Genomic DNA, 14,040 nt, shown 5'->3' on the forward strand with positions numbered 1-14,040 from the left:
CGCCCTAGAGCTTGATCGCGTGCAGGAAACGCAGGCCTTCGGTGCCGTGCAGCAATGCGCCATGCAGCCAGACGTGATCGACCGTCAGACCCGCGCCGACCCACGCAGCGCCAACGACAAGCAGATCGCAACGCCCGCTCGTCCACAGGTTCAGCGAATGGCGCGCCGCGATCCACGGCACGCCGAGCGGATTGGGCCAGTCGGCGAAGAGATGCATCAGGCCGCCGCACGCGAAGCCGAACGGCACTGCCGCGAGCGGATGCACGCCGAGCAGCCGATACGAAACCACGCAGAGCGCGATCCACCCGACGCCCCAGTGCGTGAGCGTGCGATGCGTGATCCAGAGCCTGCGGGCGCGCGACCATCACGCGACTTCGAGCCAGTCGGGCGCCGTGCCGCCGAGCACGCCCGCGGCGAGCGCGAGCACGCTGAACAGCTGATGAGGACCCGCGCCGCCCGTCTTGCTGACGAGCGCCGCCGCGATGATGCCGGCCGCCCAGCCGGTGGCGTGATGCGCCTTGTTCGAAGCCATGATGTCGATGCCGCGCTGCGGTGATGAAACCAGGTCGCGCATCTTGGCACGCCGCGTGCGCCTCAACCACGATCCATACACAAACTTACGCGTTTGCCTGCTCTCGTTACAATCGAGTCTGTTCGCCGCCCTTTGGCCCCCTTCCGACCGCCATGCAACATCTGAAATACCTGAGCGCCTATTCGGCCACGCTGCAGGAAAAGGTCCGCCGCCTGATCGCCGAGGGGCGGCTCGGCACCTATCTCGAAACGCGCTATCCGCACCGCCATGCCGTGCAGTCGGACCGTGCGCTCTACGAGTATTGCTGCGAACTGAAGCAGGAATTCCTGCGCGTCGCGCCCGCCATCGACAAGGTCGTCTACGACAGCAAGCTCGACGTGCTGCGGCACGCGCTCGGGCTGCACACGGCCATTTCGCGCGTGCAGGGCGGCAAGCTGAAGGCGAAGAAGGAGATCCGGATCGCGTCGCTGTTCAAGGACACTGCGCCCGAATTCCTGAAGATGATCGTCGTGCATGAACTCGCACATCTAAAGGAAGGCGATCACAACAAGGCGTTCTACCGGCTCTGCGAATTCATGCAGCCGGGCTACCATCAGATCGAATTCGACCTGCGGCTTTATCTCACGCATCGGGATCTGTGCCGCATCAAGGCGGCCTGACGCGCTATCGCGCTATCGCGGGATGGCGAGCACCAGCAGCACCGCACCGCCGACCGCGACGACATCCTCGATCAGCGCCGCCGGCAGATCGCGTCCGAACGACTGCGCTAGCGCGGCGCGCGCCTTCGCCCCGCCGAGCGTCCCGGCGATCGCCCCCAACACGCCCGCGACCAACCCGCCGATCCACACGCCCGCCGGCATGGCAAGCGCCGCGCCGCACAACGCGCCGAGCACGATGCGCGTGCCGAACTGCATCGGCACCTTGCGGCTCGGGGTGCGCGGCAACTGGTCGGTGACCAGTTCGACGACGGCGAGCGCCGTGAAGATCCACGGCGTCGCGGCGTAGCCCAGGAACGCGAGCGGCGTGCCCGCTAGCGGCAGCCAGCCGAGATGCGCGGCCCAGCTCACGGCGGCGGGCGCGGTCATCGCCCGCAGGCCCGCGACGATACCCATCAGCAGCGCGATCAGATACACGGACACGGACGCCTCCCCAGGCGAGAGTGATACGGGCGATCAGGCGAGCGGCCGCCCGGTGCCGGTGGCAAGGAAGCGGCGCTTCGCATCGGCGAGCAGCGCGTCGAGCAGCGCCATGTCCACCGGCTTGACGAGGTGCGCGTCGAACCCTTCGTCGATCGAGCGCTCGCGGTCCTGATTCTGCCCGAAGCCCGTCATCGCCGCAGTCACCGTGCGCCCGAGCGTCGCGTTTGCGCGCAACGCCCGCAGCACGGCAAAGCCGTCCATGTCCGGCATCGCCAGATCGACCAGCACGAGATCGGGCACAAACTCCCGGGCGACGACTAGGCCGCTCGCGCCGTCGTAGGCCGCGCGCGCTTCGTGGCCCTTCATGCCGATCAGCATCGCGAGGCTGTCGGCGGAATCGCGGTTGTCGTCGATCACGAGCACCCGCATCGCCTTCGCCGGCACGGCCGCCGACGACCGCCCGGCGCCGTTTTCCGGGCCGTTGCCGGCGCGGCGCCGCGCGCGCGGCAGGCGCACGGTGAAGACGCTGCCCATGCCGCGCCCTTCGCTTTGCGCCGAGATCATGCCGCCGTGCAGTTCGACGAGCGAGCGGCACAGCGTCAGGCCGATGCCGAGTCCGTTGTGCGTCGGGTCGAGCAGCCGGTCTTCCTGCGCGAAGAGCGTGAAGATGGTGTCGAGCGAGCCAGGCGAGATGCCGCGTCCCTGATCGCTCACGGTCAGCACGATGTTGCGCGGTTCGCTCAACATCTCGATCCCGATTCGCCCGCCCGTCGGCGAGAATTTCGACGCATTGTTCAGCAGGTTCTGCAGCACCTGCACGAGCCGCACGAAGTCGCCCTCGACGACGACGCCTTCCGCCGGCAGCCGCACGTCGATCGCCTGCTGGCGCTGGTCGGCGAGCGGCCGCACCGCCTCGACGCTCTGCGCGACGACCTCGGCCATATCGACGGTCGCCGTGCGCAGATCGATCTTGCCGGTGGTGATGCGGCCCATGTCGAGCAGGTCGTCCACGAGCCGCGACAGTTGAATGGTCTGGCGGTCGATCATGTCGCGGCACGAGGCGATGGTCGGCGAGAGCAGCGGTTCGAGCTGCATCACGCCGACTGCGTTGCGCAGCGGCGCGAGCGGATTGCGCAGTTCGTGCGCGAGCGTCGCGAGGAATTCGCTGACGTGCTGGCTCGACCGCTCCAGTTCCTCCAGGCGCTTTCTCTCGCTCAGGTCGCGCGTGACCTTCGCAAAGCCGCGCAGCCTGCCGGTGCCGTCGTACATGGCCGTGATGATGACATTTGCCCAGAAGAGCGAGCCGTCCTTGCGCACGCGCCAGCCTTCGTCCTCGACGCGCCCGAAGCGGATCGCTTGCGCGAGTTCGCCGGCGGGCTTGCCGACGGCGTTGTCCTCCGGCCGGTAGAACACCGAGAAGTGCTGCCCGATGATTTCGTCGGGCCGGTAGCCCTTGATCTCGATGGCGCCGGAATTCCAGCTCGCGACGCGGCCGTCCGGTTCGAGCATGAAGATCGCGTAGTCCTTGACCGATTCGACCAGCAGGCGAAAGCGCTCCTCGCTCTCGCGCAGGCGTTCCTCTTCCTGGCGGCGCAGGGTCAGGTCGCGGGTGAGCTTGGCGAAGCCGATCGGCGTGCCGTCCGGGTCGCGCAGCGCAGTGATCACGACGTTCGCCCAGAACAACGTGCCGTCCTTGCGCACGCGCCAGCCCTCGTCCTCGAAGCGGCCGACGGCAAGCGCCTCGCGCAGCTCGTAGTCCGGCCAGCCGCGAGCGAGGGCGTCCGCGGGATAAAAGCGCGAAAAGTGCTCGCCGATGATCTCGTGCGCCGCATAGCCCTTGATCTTCTGCGCGCCGGCATTCCAGGTGCGTACGCGGCCGTCGACATCGAGCATGAAGATCGCGCAGTCCTCGATTTCCTGGACGAGCGTCCGGTAGAGCGAATCGCGGACATCGGCGTCCTCGCGCGGCCCAAGGGCGGGCGTATCCTCGGGAATCGGGGAGGAAGCGGGATTGGTCATAGCGTCGTATTTTTGTAGAAGCTCAAGCTTTGACGAGCATACACCGTTCGGGTGCGACGATTAGAGCGCGACCGTTCGAAGCGCTTCGGGCACGGGTTTTCGCGCGCGCTCAGCCATTGTGGGTCTCATCGCGCAGTCGCGGATGCAGCAACAGGAGCGCGCAGCCGTCGCTTTCGACGAACACCACCGCGTTCTGCTCGAATTCCATCATCAGATCGTCGGCGGCCGCGCGGTCCGCGCCTAGTGCCAGCACGCTTTCCTCGGCCGGCCAATGGCCCGTCGGATCGATGCCAGCGCCTGCGATCGTCGCGAAACCGAGGCGCGCGAGATGCGCCTTCAGCCTGCGCTGGCGCGCGGCGTTGTCCTCGTCGCTCAGGCGCTGGCTGAACGGATTGAACGCGGTCACGAACACCGCCGATCCGACACCGTGTAGCCCGAGCAACGCGGCCATCGCGGCGCTCGTCTCGCCGATGCGCATGTCGATCGCGGCTTGCGCGAACACGCGATACCGCGTCGCCCGATAGGCCGCGAGCGTCTCGCCGTTCACGCCCGTTCCGGGCGGCGGCGCAGTTCGATCGGCTGACCGTGGGGCGTCGCGCGCGCCGCCTCGTCCCAGTCGGCGCGGCGGCTCGTGAGCATGCCGCTCGTCACCAGTCCCTTCGCCGTGCTGATGCGCTCCAGCGCCGTCAGCCAGTGCGAGTAGTAGGTGTCGCCGCGATCGGGGTCGCCCGCGGACTGCGCGTCCGCAATCGCGCGATTCAGGTACTCCGCCCATTCCTTCCAGGTGAAGAGCCCGCGCTCGTGCAGCGCGAGCGTCATCGCGAAAGCCTGCGCCTGCCAGGGCGCATCGAAGACGGGACCGGCGGCGTCGGCGGGCAGGTCGGGCAGCGCCGCGCGCCATCCGGGCGGGTTCGGTTCGGTGTCGTGCGATTTCATGCCGGACAGGGTTCCAGATACGGCTCCCAGCAGTCGACGCACACCGACGACGCCGTCGTCTCTGCGCCCCACAACTCGGCCGCATCGAAGCGCACGGTGTAGAGCCAGTGCGGATCCTCGCCGGCGCCGAGTGCGTTGGTATCGGGAAAGACGTGCGCGCCCCGCACGGCGACGATCGCGCCGCGCCTGCCCCGGCAATAGCGCGGCAGGCGCGTGTGCGTCGGCGGATTCATCTGCCGGGCGCGCACCGGATCGCCGGCCGCGAAACGCGCTGGCGCGCGCGCCGGGCGCTCGACGGAACTGCCGCGCAGGAGCGCCGCCTGAACCTGATCCGCGTGAAGCACGCGCTGCACGCGCACAGCCGCGCTCTGCAATTCGCCCGATTCGATTTCTTCCGCGGTGGCCAGGCCGGTGTTCACCAGCAGCTTCTTCAGACCTTCGAACCAGATTTCGAAATAGCTGCTCGACAGATACTGCGCGGGAGGAAGGCTCTCGCGCGCGGCCCGCGACGCATCGATGTTCCATGCGCCGGTCGCGCCCATCGCGAGCGTCATGGCGAGCACCCGGCGCTCCCAGTCGTCGTGCAGCGGCAGGTCGTTCTCGCGCCGCCGGACCGGCCCGAACGACTGCATGCCGCCCATGTCCTGAACTCCGTTCATGTCGGCTCCCGCTGTGACTGTGTGGACGATGAACCCGGTATCGCCGGGACGCCCGTGCCGATCATCGAATCGCGCGTGACCAGTTCGGCGCGCGCGGCTTCGTCCATGTCCCCTGTGCCCGGGGGACGCATCGGCAGCACGAGATAGCGGACCTCGGCAGTCGAATCCCATACCCGCAGTTCGACCTCGGCCGGCAATTCGACGCCGAATTCCGCCAGCACGCCGCGCGGATCGATCACGACGCGCGAGCGATACGGCGCTGACTTGTACCACACGGGCGGGAGGCCGAGCACCGGCCACGGATAGCACGAGCACAGCGTGCAAACGACGACGTTGTGCACCTCCGGCGTGTTCTCCAGCACGACCATATGCTCGCCCTGCCGCCCCGAAAAACCGAGCGACGCGATGGCGGCGCTGGCATCGTCGAGGAGCCACTGGCGGTAGGCCGGATCGGTCCACGCCTTCGCGACCACGCGCGCGCCGTTGCGCGGCCCGACCCGGTGCTCGTACGTGTCGATGAGGACGTCGAGCGCCTTCGGATCCACGTAACCTTTCTCGATCAGGAGCGACTCCAGCGCGCGCACCCGCAGGTCCATTTCCGGCAGCGCGCTGCCGGCGTGATCATGTTCGTGGTCGTGGCTCATCGGCGCCGCTCCCTTGTGCGAAGACGTTCATACGTTACCGGAGCGCGCAGACCTCCGCAAACGCACCGCAACACATGCTTTCGACACCTATACTTTTAGAAGCGTTTCCAATCGGAACGCCTTCCGGCATCGCATGGCTTTTACCGCGTTTCCCGGGCCCGCACGGCGATGCCTGCTGGCCGATGACTCGTTCGAGGCAGCAACCATCTGCATGGGACCAGAGTAAGGAGACATCATGACGCGCAAGTACATCGATTGCCGCGAAGTGCCGAGCGACAATAACTGCTCGGTGGCGCTATCCGCGGATTCCGACGACGAATTGCTGGAGGCAGCCGTGCAGCACGCGGTCTCGGTGCATCAGCATACGGATTCGCCGGAACTGCGTTCGCAACTGAAGACGTTCTTCCACGACGGCACGCCGCCCGTCGACACCCCCCGCAAGTAACTGCCTTCAACAGGGGAAATCCGGCGCAGCGCGCGCCGGATTACGCTCAACCCAACTCGAACGACGTCACCCCGAACACGCAATCGAGCGGCACCGCTGGCGGCGCCTTCGTGTACATGCGCGCGGTCTCGAAGATGCTCGACATGCCGTGACGCCTGGCTAGCGCGACCGCCTCGGGATTGGCTTCGGGCACATCCAGAAAGACGGTAGCGCCGGGCACGCGGGCGACGAGCGCACCGTATAGATCGTCGGCGATGCGCGAGTCGTCGGCGAAAAGCGGGCCGATCTTGTAGCCGCTGCGGCAGGCGCGCAATACGCCGTAGCCCTGCACACGGCCGTTTTCCAGCGCGACCAGCGCGGCGCCTTCGGGCTGGTCGAGCCACGCGCGCAGAAACGCTTCGCGTGGCGCGCAAAACATCCGGCGGTCGTAGTCGGCGATCTGTTCGAACGGCACTGCCGACGCCTCTACGATTCCCCCGCAGGTCGCCGCATCATCGCGTGCGAGTCCCTCGAAGCGGACGTTCCGGTACGCAAGCCGGAAACCCGAACGTCGATAATTCGCCTGCTGGCTCACGACGCCGTCGAGCCCGATATTGCGCTCGCCGAGATATTCGATTCCGGTGTTCCATAGACGTATGCCGAGTCCGACTCCGCGAAAGGCGGACGCCACGATATACAGGCCGATGAAGCCGAGCGACTCGCCATAAGCGACTGCCGACAGGCACCCGACCGGTTCGCCGTCCATCTCGCCGATGAAAAAGCCGTGCGGATCGGCGGCATGGAAAGCGGGCGCATCGTGGAGGCCCGGATTCCATCCTTCTGCGGCGGCCCATTCCAGCGCGAGCCCGACTTCGTCAGCGCGCATGCGGCGGATCGTATAGGCGGCGTCACGAGCGGCGGTCGCGTTCATGCCGTGCACCTCGGCGTGGGGTTGCGGAGATGCGTCGAGTGTCGCGCGATTCGTCACGCGACGGCAAGCGAGGGGAAGGAGAAAAGGAGAAGTGTTTAGACCGGTCCGATGTCACCAGGACCGATACAGCATGAAAAGACGGCCGCGCCCCGGGGCGCAAGCGCAGGGACGGCGGCTCAGACGCCGGTATGGCTCGGTTCGGACTGGCGTCCCCAGGACGCGCGCCATTCGCCTTCGCGCAGCGCGCGCTGGCCATCGTCCCGAGCGTCTTCCTCGGAACCGAAACCTTCGTAGCTATACGCGACGACTTTCATCCCGTTGCCTGTCGGCCGGGGGACGGTGATGCCCCAATGCCACTCGCCGTCCTGCTGGAAGACGTGCAGCGTAGGGTCAGACGAATTCCGAGCGTCCATGTTCGACTCCTTGCGGCAAGTACTGCGCGGCGCCTCGTTTGCATCGCTGGACGGAGATCCGGCTCGCCGGGGCGCCATGACTGGCGCATCGATGCAAGGGCCACGCGATCCTGCCCAGCAAGTACAGCATACGCGGCTGAATGTTGCGTTGCAACATCCCCATGGGCGGGCGTGGTGCGAATCGTACGGTCGCAAGTTGGACAAATGCGCGTCACTCGCGCTCAGGCGGGCTCGCGGCGAATGCTGGCTTCGTGTTTAGCCTCGTCGGATAAACGCAGCCAGTCGGCGATTGTGTCGCAGGCCCAGGCGGGATCGTCGTGCGGCAAATCGTGCCCCGCCCACGGATGACGCGCGTGCGCCGCGCCCCATTGCGCCGCTATGCGCCCGGAACACACCGGGTCGACGAGCCTGTCGGCTGTCGAAGACAACAACAGCGTCGGGCAACCCGGCGCTTCGTGCGGCGCACGAAAGCGCGCCGCCGCCGCAAGCTGCCGCAACGCGCTTGCCGCGCTCACGGGCGAAGTGTTGCGTACATGAGCCCACGCGACGAGATCAGCGTCGAGCGCGTCGTGCCGGTTGCAGGTCAGCGCGTGGACGATGCGCTCGCATTGCACGCCGCGCGTCCAGCAAGCCGCGACGCGAACCAGCGCGGGCCACGCCGTCGGCCGCAAACGCTCGCCGATGCTCGCAAACGGCCGCATGCTCGTATTGATGAGAACGAGCCGCTCGATTTCCTCCGGATGGCGCGCTGCCCACTGCGTCGCGACCATCGCGCCGAGCGACATCGCCAGGAGCCGGTACGGCCCCGCGATTCCCGCTGCCTGCGCGCGCGTGCGGACCGACTCCGCGATGCCGTCCACATCCGCAGGCACGCGCATCGCGCGTTCCGTGCCGTTGCCCGGCAGATCGATCGACGTAACGCTGCCGGCATCCGCAATCCGCGCGCGGAATTCGTCGGCGAAGGAACCCCAGTGACGCGCCTCGCGCGTGAGTCCGCGCAGCAGGATCCACTGGCTCATGGCGCGCCCTTGCTCCACCAGTGCTCGGCTGCGCGTTCCATCACCTGCTGGCGGAAATCGCCGCGCGGCAGCCATCGATGCGAAGAAAACGCCGCGCGCGTGAGAAAGTCGAAGAAATTGGGGTGCCGGCGCAGCACGCGGCGCGTCCGGTGCGCCTTGATCGGGTTATAGATGCCAAGCCGCGAGAACAATTGCGGCGGATTCTTCCTGATCCAGCGCCAGGAGCCGAGTTCGAGCGTCATCGGCAGGAAGATGTTCGGCGCGCGCGTGCGGTCGTACGCGCAGTCCCAGAGATCGCCGTGCAGCAGATACTGATGGCTCTGCGGTTCGAACGCGTAGCCGTGATGCGGGCACGACTGCTCGAACATCGTCTTCAGCATGAACATCTCGGCGAGATGCGGCATCTGCCGGTCGGTGCGCGCGTAGGGAAACCAGATGCTGTCGTCCCAGCCGAAGCCCGAATGGCAGTCGAGCGCGAAGCTGAGCGGCCGCGACATCAGTTCCTTCTCAACGACCGACAGGAGCGCCGCGCTTTCCACTTCCATAGATCCGTCGCGACTGCCGCGATACCACGGCAGCCACGGCCCGATGCGTTGGCCGCCCGCGAGCCACGGCACGCGGCCTTCGGCGCTTTGCGGCGCGTTGCGCATCAGGTCGACGCCGTTCGGATTCGAGCGCGTGCGCGCCCACATGCCGCCGGGATTGACGATCGGCATGAAGACGAGCCGGATCGAACGCAACTGCTCGGACAGCAGGTCGTCCCATTCGAGGCGGCGCAGCAGCGCGCGCATGTAGTCGAGGATCAGTTGCGTGCCGATCCGCTCAAGTCCGTGCACGCCGCCGAAGAAGCCGATTGCGGGCGCGCCGGGGTCGGTCGCTCCGATGGTCGCGGTGAGGATCGGGAACGTGTGGCGGCCGGTCCGGACGTCGGCCACGGTGCGTCCGACAAACCACGCGCGGCCGGCGTCGAGCAGCGACCGGAGGTCGTCGAGTTCCGCAAAGCTGTCCGAGGCAACCCGCAACGTACTCATGGCCACGCCCCTGTCGTGTGATTGTTCTGGATTGTCTTGTGTGCGGCCGGCGGTCGCCGCGTGCGCCGATTTTCGCGCGACCGGATGAATGCGTACAGCGCAGAGCGCGTTGGGATGGCCTTTTGCATCGGACGGACCGAGCGTATCATTTCGGCCCCAAATTGCGCCTCGCCTTGTCCGATGCGTCGCCTAGAATGAAAAAACCGTCTTTCGACGGTGCGAGGCTCCCGCCATGAAAAACCTTCCCTGCCTTCTGGCCGGCGCGCTGTTCGGCGCGTCGTGTGTCGCTTCGGCGTTCGCGCAACCGCCGGCGAAGTACGATCCGAACGCGCCCAAGACCCGCGCCGAGGTCAAGGCCGACACGCTCGCCTGGCTCGCCGCCGGCTACGATCCGAACAACTGGTGGGACTATCCCGACAACGCGCAGCGCGCCGGACGCATCGTCGCGGCCCAGCGCGCGCAGGAAGCGGGCTCGGGCAGCGGGCAGATGCGCCCGCAGTGACGTCCCGTTGACAGACGCGACGCGCTCACGCGACGGACGCGTCCGATCCCGCTCATTCGCGGCCCGCGCGCTTGTCGCCACGCAGGATGCGTCGCGCGATGCTCCAGCGATGCACTTCCGAAGGGCCGTCGTAGATGCGAAACGCGCGCATGTCCGCGAAGATCCGCGCGACGACCGTTTCGTGCGTCACGCCCTGTCCGCCCAGCACCTGCACGGAGCGGTCGACCACGCGCCACAGCGCCTCCGACGACACCACCTTCGCGATGCTCGATTCGTGCTTGCCGAGCACGCCCTGGTCGAGCACCCACGCGCAGTGCCAGATGGCAAGGCGCGTGATGTGCAGGTCCATTTCGTTGTCGGCGAGCATGAAGCCGACGCCCTCGTGTTCGCCGAGCGCGCGGCCGAATGCCTGCCGCTCGCGCGCATACGCCGAAGCGACGTCGTGCGCGCGCCGTGCCGCGCCGAGCCAGCGCATGCAGTGCGTGAGTCGCGCGGGCGAAAGTCGCACCTGCGCGTAGCGGAAGCCTTCGCCGGCTTCGCCCAGCACGTTCGCGGCGGGCACGCGCAGGCCTTCGAAACGCACGACGGCGTGACCGCCCGGAAAACACGTGTCGAGCGAATCCATCGCCCGTTCGATCACGATGCCGGGGCTCTGCATGTCGGCGAGAAACATGGTGGCGGGGCCGTCCGCGAGCTTCGCCATCACGATCGCGACCGCCGCGCCCTCCGCGCCCGTGATGAACCATTTGCGGCCGTCGATCACGTAGTCGTCGCTGTCGCGCGTCGCGACGGTCTGCAGCATGGACGGGTCCGCGCCCGCGCCGGGCGGCGGCTCGGTCATGCAAAAGCACGAGCGGATCTCGCCGGCCGCGAGCAGACGCAGCCAGCGTTCCTTCTGTTCGGGCGTCGCGATCGCTTCGAGCAGGTGCATGTTGCCTTCGTCGGGCGCGGCGATGTTGAGTGCGACCGGCCCGAGCGGCGAATAGCCGGCCTCCTCGAAAAGAATGGCTTTCGCGACATGGCCGAGCCCGAGCCCGCCGAATTCCGGCGAAACGTGGCTCGACAGCAGACCCGCGCGCCGCCCTTTCGCGATCAGTTCCGCGCGCAGCGATTCATCCGGCCCGTGCGGCGTGCAGCGCGGATCGCGTTCGAACGGCACGATTTCGTCGGCGACAAAGGCGCGCACGCGCGCCTGCAGGTCGGTCAGTTCGGGGGAGAGGGAGAAGTCCATCGGCGATTCCTGTTGATTGCGTCGCGGGTTTGCGTTGCCGGGTTTGGGTCGCGGTCGCAGCGGGCGGTTCGGGCGAGCCGGACGCATCGAACGGCTGACAACCCTAGTCCTCGTACTCACTATACTTGCGCGCGTCGCCGCGAACCTTGTGCACCGGATATTTCGCCCGGTTCAACGCCATTTTCTCGAAGACCGCGCGATACAGATCGACGTCGAGCCTGTCGGCGAGCATCACGAGATAGGCGAGCACATCGGCCATCTCATGGCGGATACCGGTGAGCTTCTCGTCGTCGAGTTCTTCGCGCTCGCCCGAGGCGAGCCACTGGAACGGTTCGAGCAACTCGCTCGCTTCGACGCTGATCGCGGTCGCCAGGTTTTTCGGCGTGTGAAAGCGCGCCCAGTCGCGTTCGCGGACGAACTCGCGCACCAGCGCGCGCAGTTCGTCGAATTCGCCACGCGAGGGCGGCAGGTCCTGCGGCTCGTTCATCTCGATATTCCTTCTATCGGTTGCGCGTTCAGTTCAGTCCGCCGGATAAAGCCCGAGCGTTCGGGCCTTGAGGCGCGCGAGTCCGAACAGCGCGTCGGTGAACGGCGTCGTGACGCCGGTCATCCGGCCGAGTTCGCAGACGGCCGCGACGAGCGCATCCAGTTCGACGGGCCTCGACGCCTCGACGTCCTGCAGCATCGACGTCTTGATCGCGCCGAGCCGCAGCGTGACCGCATGGCGGTCGGCGGGCTGCTGGTCGATCGGAATGCCGAAGCGCGTGCCGATCTCCTTCGCCTCCAGCATGATGCTCGTGACGAACTCGCGCACGAGGTCGTCGCCGAGGATGCGGTCGGTCGTGGCGCCGGTGATCGCGCTGATCGGGTTCATCGTCATGTTGCCCCACAGCTTGAACCAGACTTCGCGCTGGATCTGGTCGCACGCGCTCGCCTCGAAGCCGGCTTCTGTGAGACGCGCGCACAGCGCTTTCACGCGCTCGCTCGGGCGCCCGGCCGCTTCGCCGACGATCAGTCCCTTGCCCTGAACGTGACGGATCACGCCGGGCGCATCCGTCGCGCAGGCGGCGTGCACGACGCAGCCGAGCGTCCGCGCGCCGGGAATCGCCGCCGCGATATCGCCTTGCGGATCGACGGAGGCGAGCCGCTTGCCCGCGAAGTCGCCGGGCAGGCCGTCGCAGAACCACCACGGAACGCCGTTCATCGCGGTGAGCACGACCGTGTCGGCGCCAAGGAGCGGCGCGATGCGCGCCGCCACCGACGCCATCGCGGGCGCCTTCACCGCGACCACCACCACATCCTGCGCGCCGAGGTCCGCCGGATCGGCGCTCGCGCGCACCTTGACCGCGTGGGTCGCGCCGCCTTCCACGAGGCGCAGGCCGTGCGCGGCGAGCGCGTCGAGCGTCGCGCCGCGCGCGACCACGCTCACGTCGTGGCCCGCCTGAGCCAGCTTGACGCCGATCCACCCGCCGATCGCGCCCGCGCCGTAAATGCACACCTTCATCGTCTCGCTCCTTCGTCTCGCGCGATGCGCGCGCCTGCCGCATCCAACGCGTCATGGTAAGTTGCAACCTGCGCGATCGTACCGAAAAATCTTTCCATGTCCCTTCCAGACCCCTTCATTGCCCTTGGCTTTGCGTTCAACCCGCTCAACCGGCATTCCGAAAAACGCGACGACGAAGCGTTCATAGAGCGCCTGCACCGCGATCCGTCGACGCGGTTCGTCGTTTTCAGCGCGGATATTCCGCTGCTGAAAGTGTCGGACGGACACGACGTTCTCTTTTCGGCCGACGAAGCCGCGCCCTTTGGTGAGCCGGTGCAGAGAGTGTTTCTCGGCGAGGAAACGGACGGCGAGCACGAGGGCCGCGCGCTCTTCGCGCTAGGTTTCCAGAAGGACGCGATCGAGGCAGCGACGCCCCATGCGGAAATCGGGCCGATCGACCTGCGCTCGATCGCGATGCGCGGTCTCGTCGCGCCCGCGCTCGTCAGCGCGCTCGGGCAGGCGAAATCGATGCTCGACTGGCACCGGCGCCACCGCTTCTGCGCGAACTGCGGACAGCCGAGCCGCGCGGCGGCGGCCGGCTGGCGCCGTCATTGCGACGCCTGCGGCACACAGCACTTTCCGCGCGTCGACCCGGTGGTGATCATGCTCGCCATCGACGGCGACCGCTGTCTGCTCGGCCGGCAGCGCCAGTTCGCGCCGGGCATGTATTCGGCGCTCGCGGGCTTCGTCGAGCCGGGCGAAACCGCCGCCGGTGCCGTCGTTCGCGAAGTGCTGGAGGAAGCCGGCGTGCGCTGTTCCGGCGTGACGCAGTACGCCACGCAGCCTTGGCCGTTTCCGTCTTCGCTGATGATCGGCTGCTTCGCACACGCTGACGACACGCAGATCGTCGTCGATACGGTCGAACTCGAAGACGCGCGCTGGTTCTCGCGTGCCGAAGTCGCGGCGATGCTCGATGGCACGCATCCGGACGGCCTCACGGCGCCGAAGCCCTTCGCTATCGCGCATCACCTGCTGCGGGCTTTCGCCGACCGCGGCGCCGCCGTACTCAGCGACTGA

The 14,040-nt window shown here is 67.4% G+C and carries 17 protein-coding genes and 1 pseudogene; 4 read left to right on the plus strand and 14 right to left on the minus strand.

What is annotated here, in order from left to right; translation table 11 throughout:
- Positions 1-4: 4 nt before the first annotated feature.
- Positions 5-532: pseudogene (locus tag AWB81_RS05950) on the minus strand (metal-dependent hydrolase).
- 152 nt (positions 533-684) lie between these two features.
- Here AWB81_RS05950 and AWB81_RS05955 point away from each other — a divergent pair.
- A complete protein-coding gene (locus tag AWB81_RS05955) occupies positions 685-1,191 on the plus strand; it encodes a YgjP-like metallopeptidase domain-containing protein (RefSeq protein WP_062633194.1) in 507 nt (168 codons plus the stop codon).
- A gap of 12 nt (positions 1,192-1,203) precedes the next feature.
- On the opposite strand, the gene AWB81_RS05960 is transcribed toward AWB81_RS05955, so the two are convergent.
- From AWB81_RS05960 to nthA, 6 genes are all read right to left on the minus strand, one after another.
- The gene (locus tag AWB81_RS05960; protein WP_062633196.1) at positions 1,204-1,671 is read right to left on the minus strand and encodes a DUF4126 family protein; all 468 of its coding nucleotides are present in this window, start codon (positions 1,669-1,671) and stop codon (positions 1,204-1,206) included.
- Between the two features lie 33 nt (positions 1,672-1,704).
- The gene (locus AWB81_RS05965) at positions 1,705-3,690 is read right to left on the minus strand and encodes a PAS domain-containing hybrid sensor histidine kinase/response regulator (protein ID WP_087134824.1); all 1,986 of its coding nucleotides are present in this window, start codon (positions 3,688-3,690) and stop codon (positions 1,705-1,707) included.
- Positions 3,691-3,799: 109 nt separating this feature from the next.
- Positions 3,800-4,237, minus strand: coding sequence for a DUF3293 domain-containing protein (locus AWB81_RS05970; RefSeq protein ID WP_062633198.1), 438 nt, complete (start codon positions 4,235-4,237; stop codon positions 3,800-3,802).
- The gene (locus tag AWB81_RS05975; protein WP_062633200.1) at positions 4,234-4,626 is read right to left on the minus strand and encodes a nitrile hydratase accessory protein; all 393 of its coding nucleotides are present in this window, start codon (positions 4,624-4,626) and stop codon (positions 4,234-4,236) included. The genes AWB81_RS05970 and AWB81_RS05975 overlap by 4 nt, the downstream gene beginning before the upstream one ends.
- Positions 4,623-5,285: a nitrile hydratase subunit beta gene (gene nthB, locus AWB81_RS05980; RefSeq protein ID WP_062633202.1), complete on the minus strand. Its 663-nt coding sequence runs from the start codon at positions 5,283-5,285 to the stop codon at positions 4,623-4,625. The genes AWB81_RS05975 and nthB overlap by 4 nt, the downstream gene beginning before the upstream one ends.
- Positions 5,282-5,929: a nitrile hydratase subunit alpha gene (gene nthA, locus AWB81_RS05985; protein WP_062633203.1), complete on the minus strand. Its 648-nt coding sequence runs from the start codon at positions 5,927-5,929 to the stop codon at positions 5,282-5,284. Before nthA ends, nthB begins: the two co-directional genes overlap by 4 nt.
- Before the next feature lie 235 nt (positions 5,930-6,164).
- Between nthA and AWB81_RS05990 the strand changes: the two genes are divergently transcribed.
- Positions 6,165-6,374 (plus strand): DUF1059 domain-containing protein, encoded by a 210-nt coding sequence (locus tag AWB81_RS05990; protein WP_062633205.1) that lies wholly within the window; start codon positions 6,165-6,167, stop codon positions 6,372-6,374.
- Between the two features lie 46 nt (positions 6,375-6,420).
- On the opposite strand, the gene AWB81_RS05995 is transcribed toward AWB81_RS05990, so the two are convergent.
- The 4 genes from AWB81_RS05995 to AWB81_RS06010 all read right to left on the minus strand — a co-directional run bounded on the left by AWB81_RS05995 (position 6,421) and on the right by AWB81_RS06010 (position 9,747).
- Positions 6,421-7,284, minus strand: coding sequence for a GNAT family N-acetyltransferase (locus AWB81_RS05995; RefSeq protein ID WP_062633207.1), 864 nt, complete (start codon positions 7,282-7,284; stop codon positions 6,421-6,423).
- 176 nt (positions 7,285-7,460) lie between these two features.
- On the minus strand, positions 7,461-7,697 hold the full coding sequence (locus tag AWB81_RS06000; RefSeq protein ID WP_062633209.1) for a hypothetical protein: 237 nt from the start codon (positions 7,695-7,697) through the stop codon (positions 7,461-7,463).
- Between the two features lie 221 nt (positions 7,698-7,918).
- The gene (locus tag AWB81_RS06005; RefSeq protein WP_062633210.1) at positions 7,919-8,716 is read right to left on the minus strand and encodes an alpha/beta fold hydrolase; all 798 of its coding nucleotides are present in this window, start codon (positions 8,714-8,716) and stop codon (positions 7,919-7,921) included.
- Positions 8,713-9,747 (minus strand): M14 family zinc carboxypeptidase, encoded by a 1,035-nt coding sequence (locus tag AWB81_RS06010; RefSeq protein WP_062633212.1) that lies wholly within the window; start codon positions 9,745-9,747, stop codon positions 8,713-8,715. The genes AWB81_RS06005 and AWB81_RS06010 overlap by 4 nt, the downstream gene beginning before the upstream one ends.
- 232 nt (positions 9,748-9,979) lie before the next feature.
- Between AWB81_RS06010 and AWB81_RS06015 the strand changes: the two genes are divergently transcribed.
- Positions 9,980-10,249, plus strand: a complete 270-nt coding sequence (locus tag AWB81_RS06015) for a DUF4148 domain-containing protein (RefSeq protein ID WP_062633214.1) — start codon at positions 9,980-9,982, stop codon at positions 10,247-10,249.
- Positions 10,250-10,301: 52 nt separating this feature from the next.
- Here AWB81_RS06015 and AWB81_RS06020 read toward each other — a convergent pair whose 3' ends face one another.
- The 3 genes from AWB81_RS06020 to AWB81_RS06030 form a co-directional block, all read right to left on the minus strand.
- Positions 10,302-11,480, minus strand: coding sequence for an acyl-CoA dehydrogenase family protein (locus AWB81_RS06020; protein ID WP_062633216.1), 1,179 nt, complete (start codon positions 11,478-11,480; stop codon positions 10,302-10,304).
- A 103-nt stretch (positions 11,481-11,583) separates the two neighbouring features.
- Positions 11,584-11,967, minus strand: coding sequence for a nucleotide pyrophosphohydrolase (locus tag AWB81_RS06025; RefSeq protein WP_062633218.1), 384 nt, complete (start codon positions 11,965-11,967; stop codon positions 11,584-11,586).
- Between the two features lie 33 nt (positions 11,968-12,000).
- A complete protein-coding gene (locus AWB81_RS06030; protein WP_062633220.1) occupies positions 12,001-12,984 on the minus strand; it encodes a 2-dehydropantoate 2-reductase in 984 nt (327 codons plus the stop codon).
- 96 nt (positions 12,985-13,080) lie between these two features.
- On the opposite strand from AWB81_RS06030, the gene nudC reads away from it, so the two are divergent.
- The gene (nudC, locus tag AWB81_RS06035; RefSeq protein WP_062633222.1) at positions 13,081-14,040 is read left to right on the plus strand and encodes an NAD(+) diphosphatase; all 960 of its coding nucleotides are present in this window, start codon (positions 13,081-13,083) and stop codon (positions 14,038-14,040) included.

This window comes from Caballeronia arationis (assembly GCF_001544975.2).
GTDB lineage: Bacteria > Pseudomonadota > Gammaproteobacteria > Burkholderiales > Burkholderiaceae > Caballeronia > Caballeronia arationis.

Bases quoted from the DNA above. Each gene is read 5' to 3' on its own strand.
- AWB81_RS05955 (WP_062633194.1), top strand. From the start codon at position 685: ATGCAACATCTGAAATACCTGAGCGCCTATTCGGCCACGCTGCAGGAA.
- AWB81_RS05965 (WP_087134824.1), bottom strand. From the start codon at position 3,690: ATGACCAATCCCGCTTCCTCCCCGATTCCCGAGGATACGCCCGCCCTT.
- AWB81_RS05975 (WP_062633200.1), bottom strand. From the start codon at position 4,626: ATGAAATCGCACGACACCGAACCGAACCCGCCCGGATGGCGCGCGGCG.
- nthB (WP_062633202.1), bottom strand. From the start codon at position 5,285: ATGAACGGAGTTCAGGACATGGGCGGCATGCAGTCGTTCGGGCCGGTC.
- nthA (WP_062633203.1), bottom strand. From the start codon at position 5,929: ATGAGCCACGACCACGAACATGATCACGCCGGCAGCGCGCTGCCGGAA.
- AWB81_RS05990 (WP_062633205.1), top strand. From the start codon at position 6,165: ATGACGCGCAAGTACATCGATTGCCGCGAAGTGCCGAGCGACAATAAC.
- AWB81_RS05995 (WP_062633207.1), bottom strand. From the start codon at position 7,284: ATGAACGCGACCGCCGCTCGTGACGCCGCCTATACGATCCGCCGCATG.
- AWB81_RS06000 (WP_062633209.1), bottom strand. From the start codon at position 7,697: ATGGACGCTCGGAATTCGTCTGACCCTACGCTGCACGTCTTCCAGCAG.
- AWB81_RS06005 (WP_062633210.1), bottom strand. From the start codon at position 8,716: ATGAGCCAGTGGATCCTGCTGCGCGGACTCACGCGCGAGGCGCGTCAC.
- AWB81_RS06010 (WP_062633212.1), bottom strand. From the start codon at position 9,747: ATGAGTACGTTGCGGGTTGCCTCGGACAGCTTTGCGGAACTCGACGAC.
- AWB81_RS06015 (WP_062633214.1), top strand. From the start codon at position 9,980: ATGAAAAACCTTCCCTGCCTTCTGGCCGGCGCGCTGTTCGGCGCGTCG.
- AWB81_RS06020 (WP_062633216.1), bottom strand. From the start codon at position 11,480: ATGGACTTCTCCCTCTCCCCCGAACTGACCGACCTGCAGGCGCGCGTG.
- AWB81_RS06025 (WP_062633218.1), bottom strand. From the start codon at position 11,967: ATGAACGAGCCGCAGGACCTGCCGCCCTCGCGTGGCGAATTCGACGAA.
- AWB81_RS06030 (WP_062633220.1), bottom strand. From the start codon at position 12,984: ATGAAGGTGTGCATTTACGGCGCGGGCGCGATCGGCGGGTGGATCGGC.
- nudC (WP_062633222.1), top strand. From the start codon at position 13,081: ATGTCCCTTCCAGACCCCTTCATTGCCCTTGGCTTTGCGTTCAACCCG.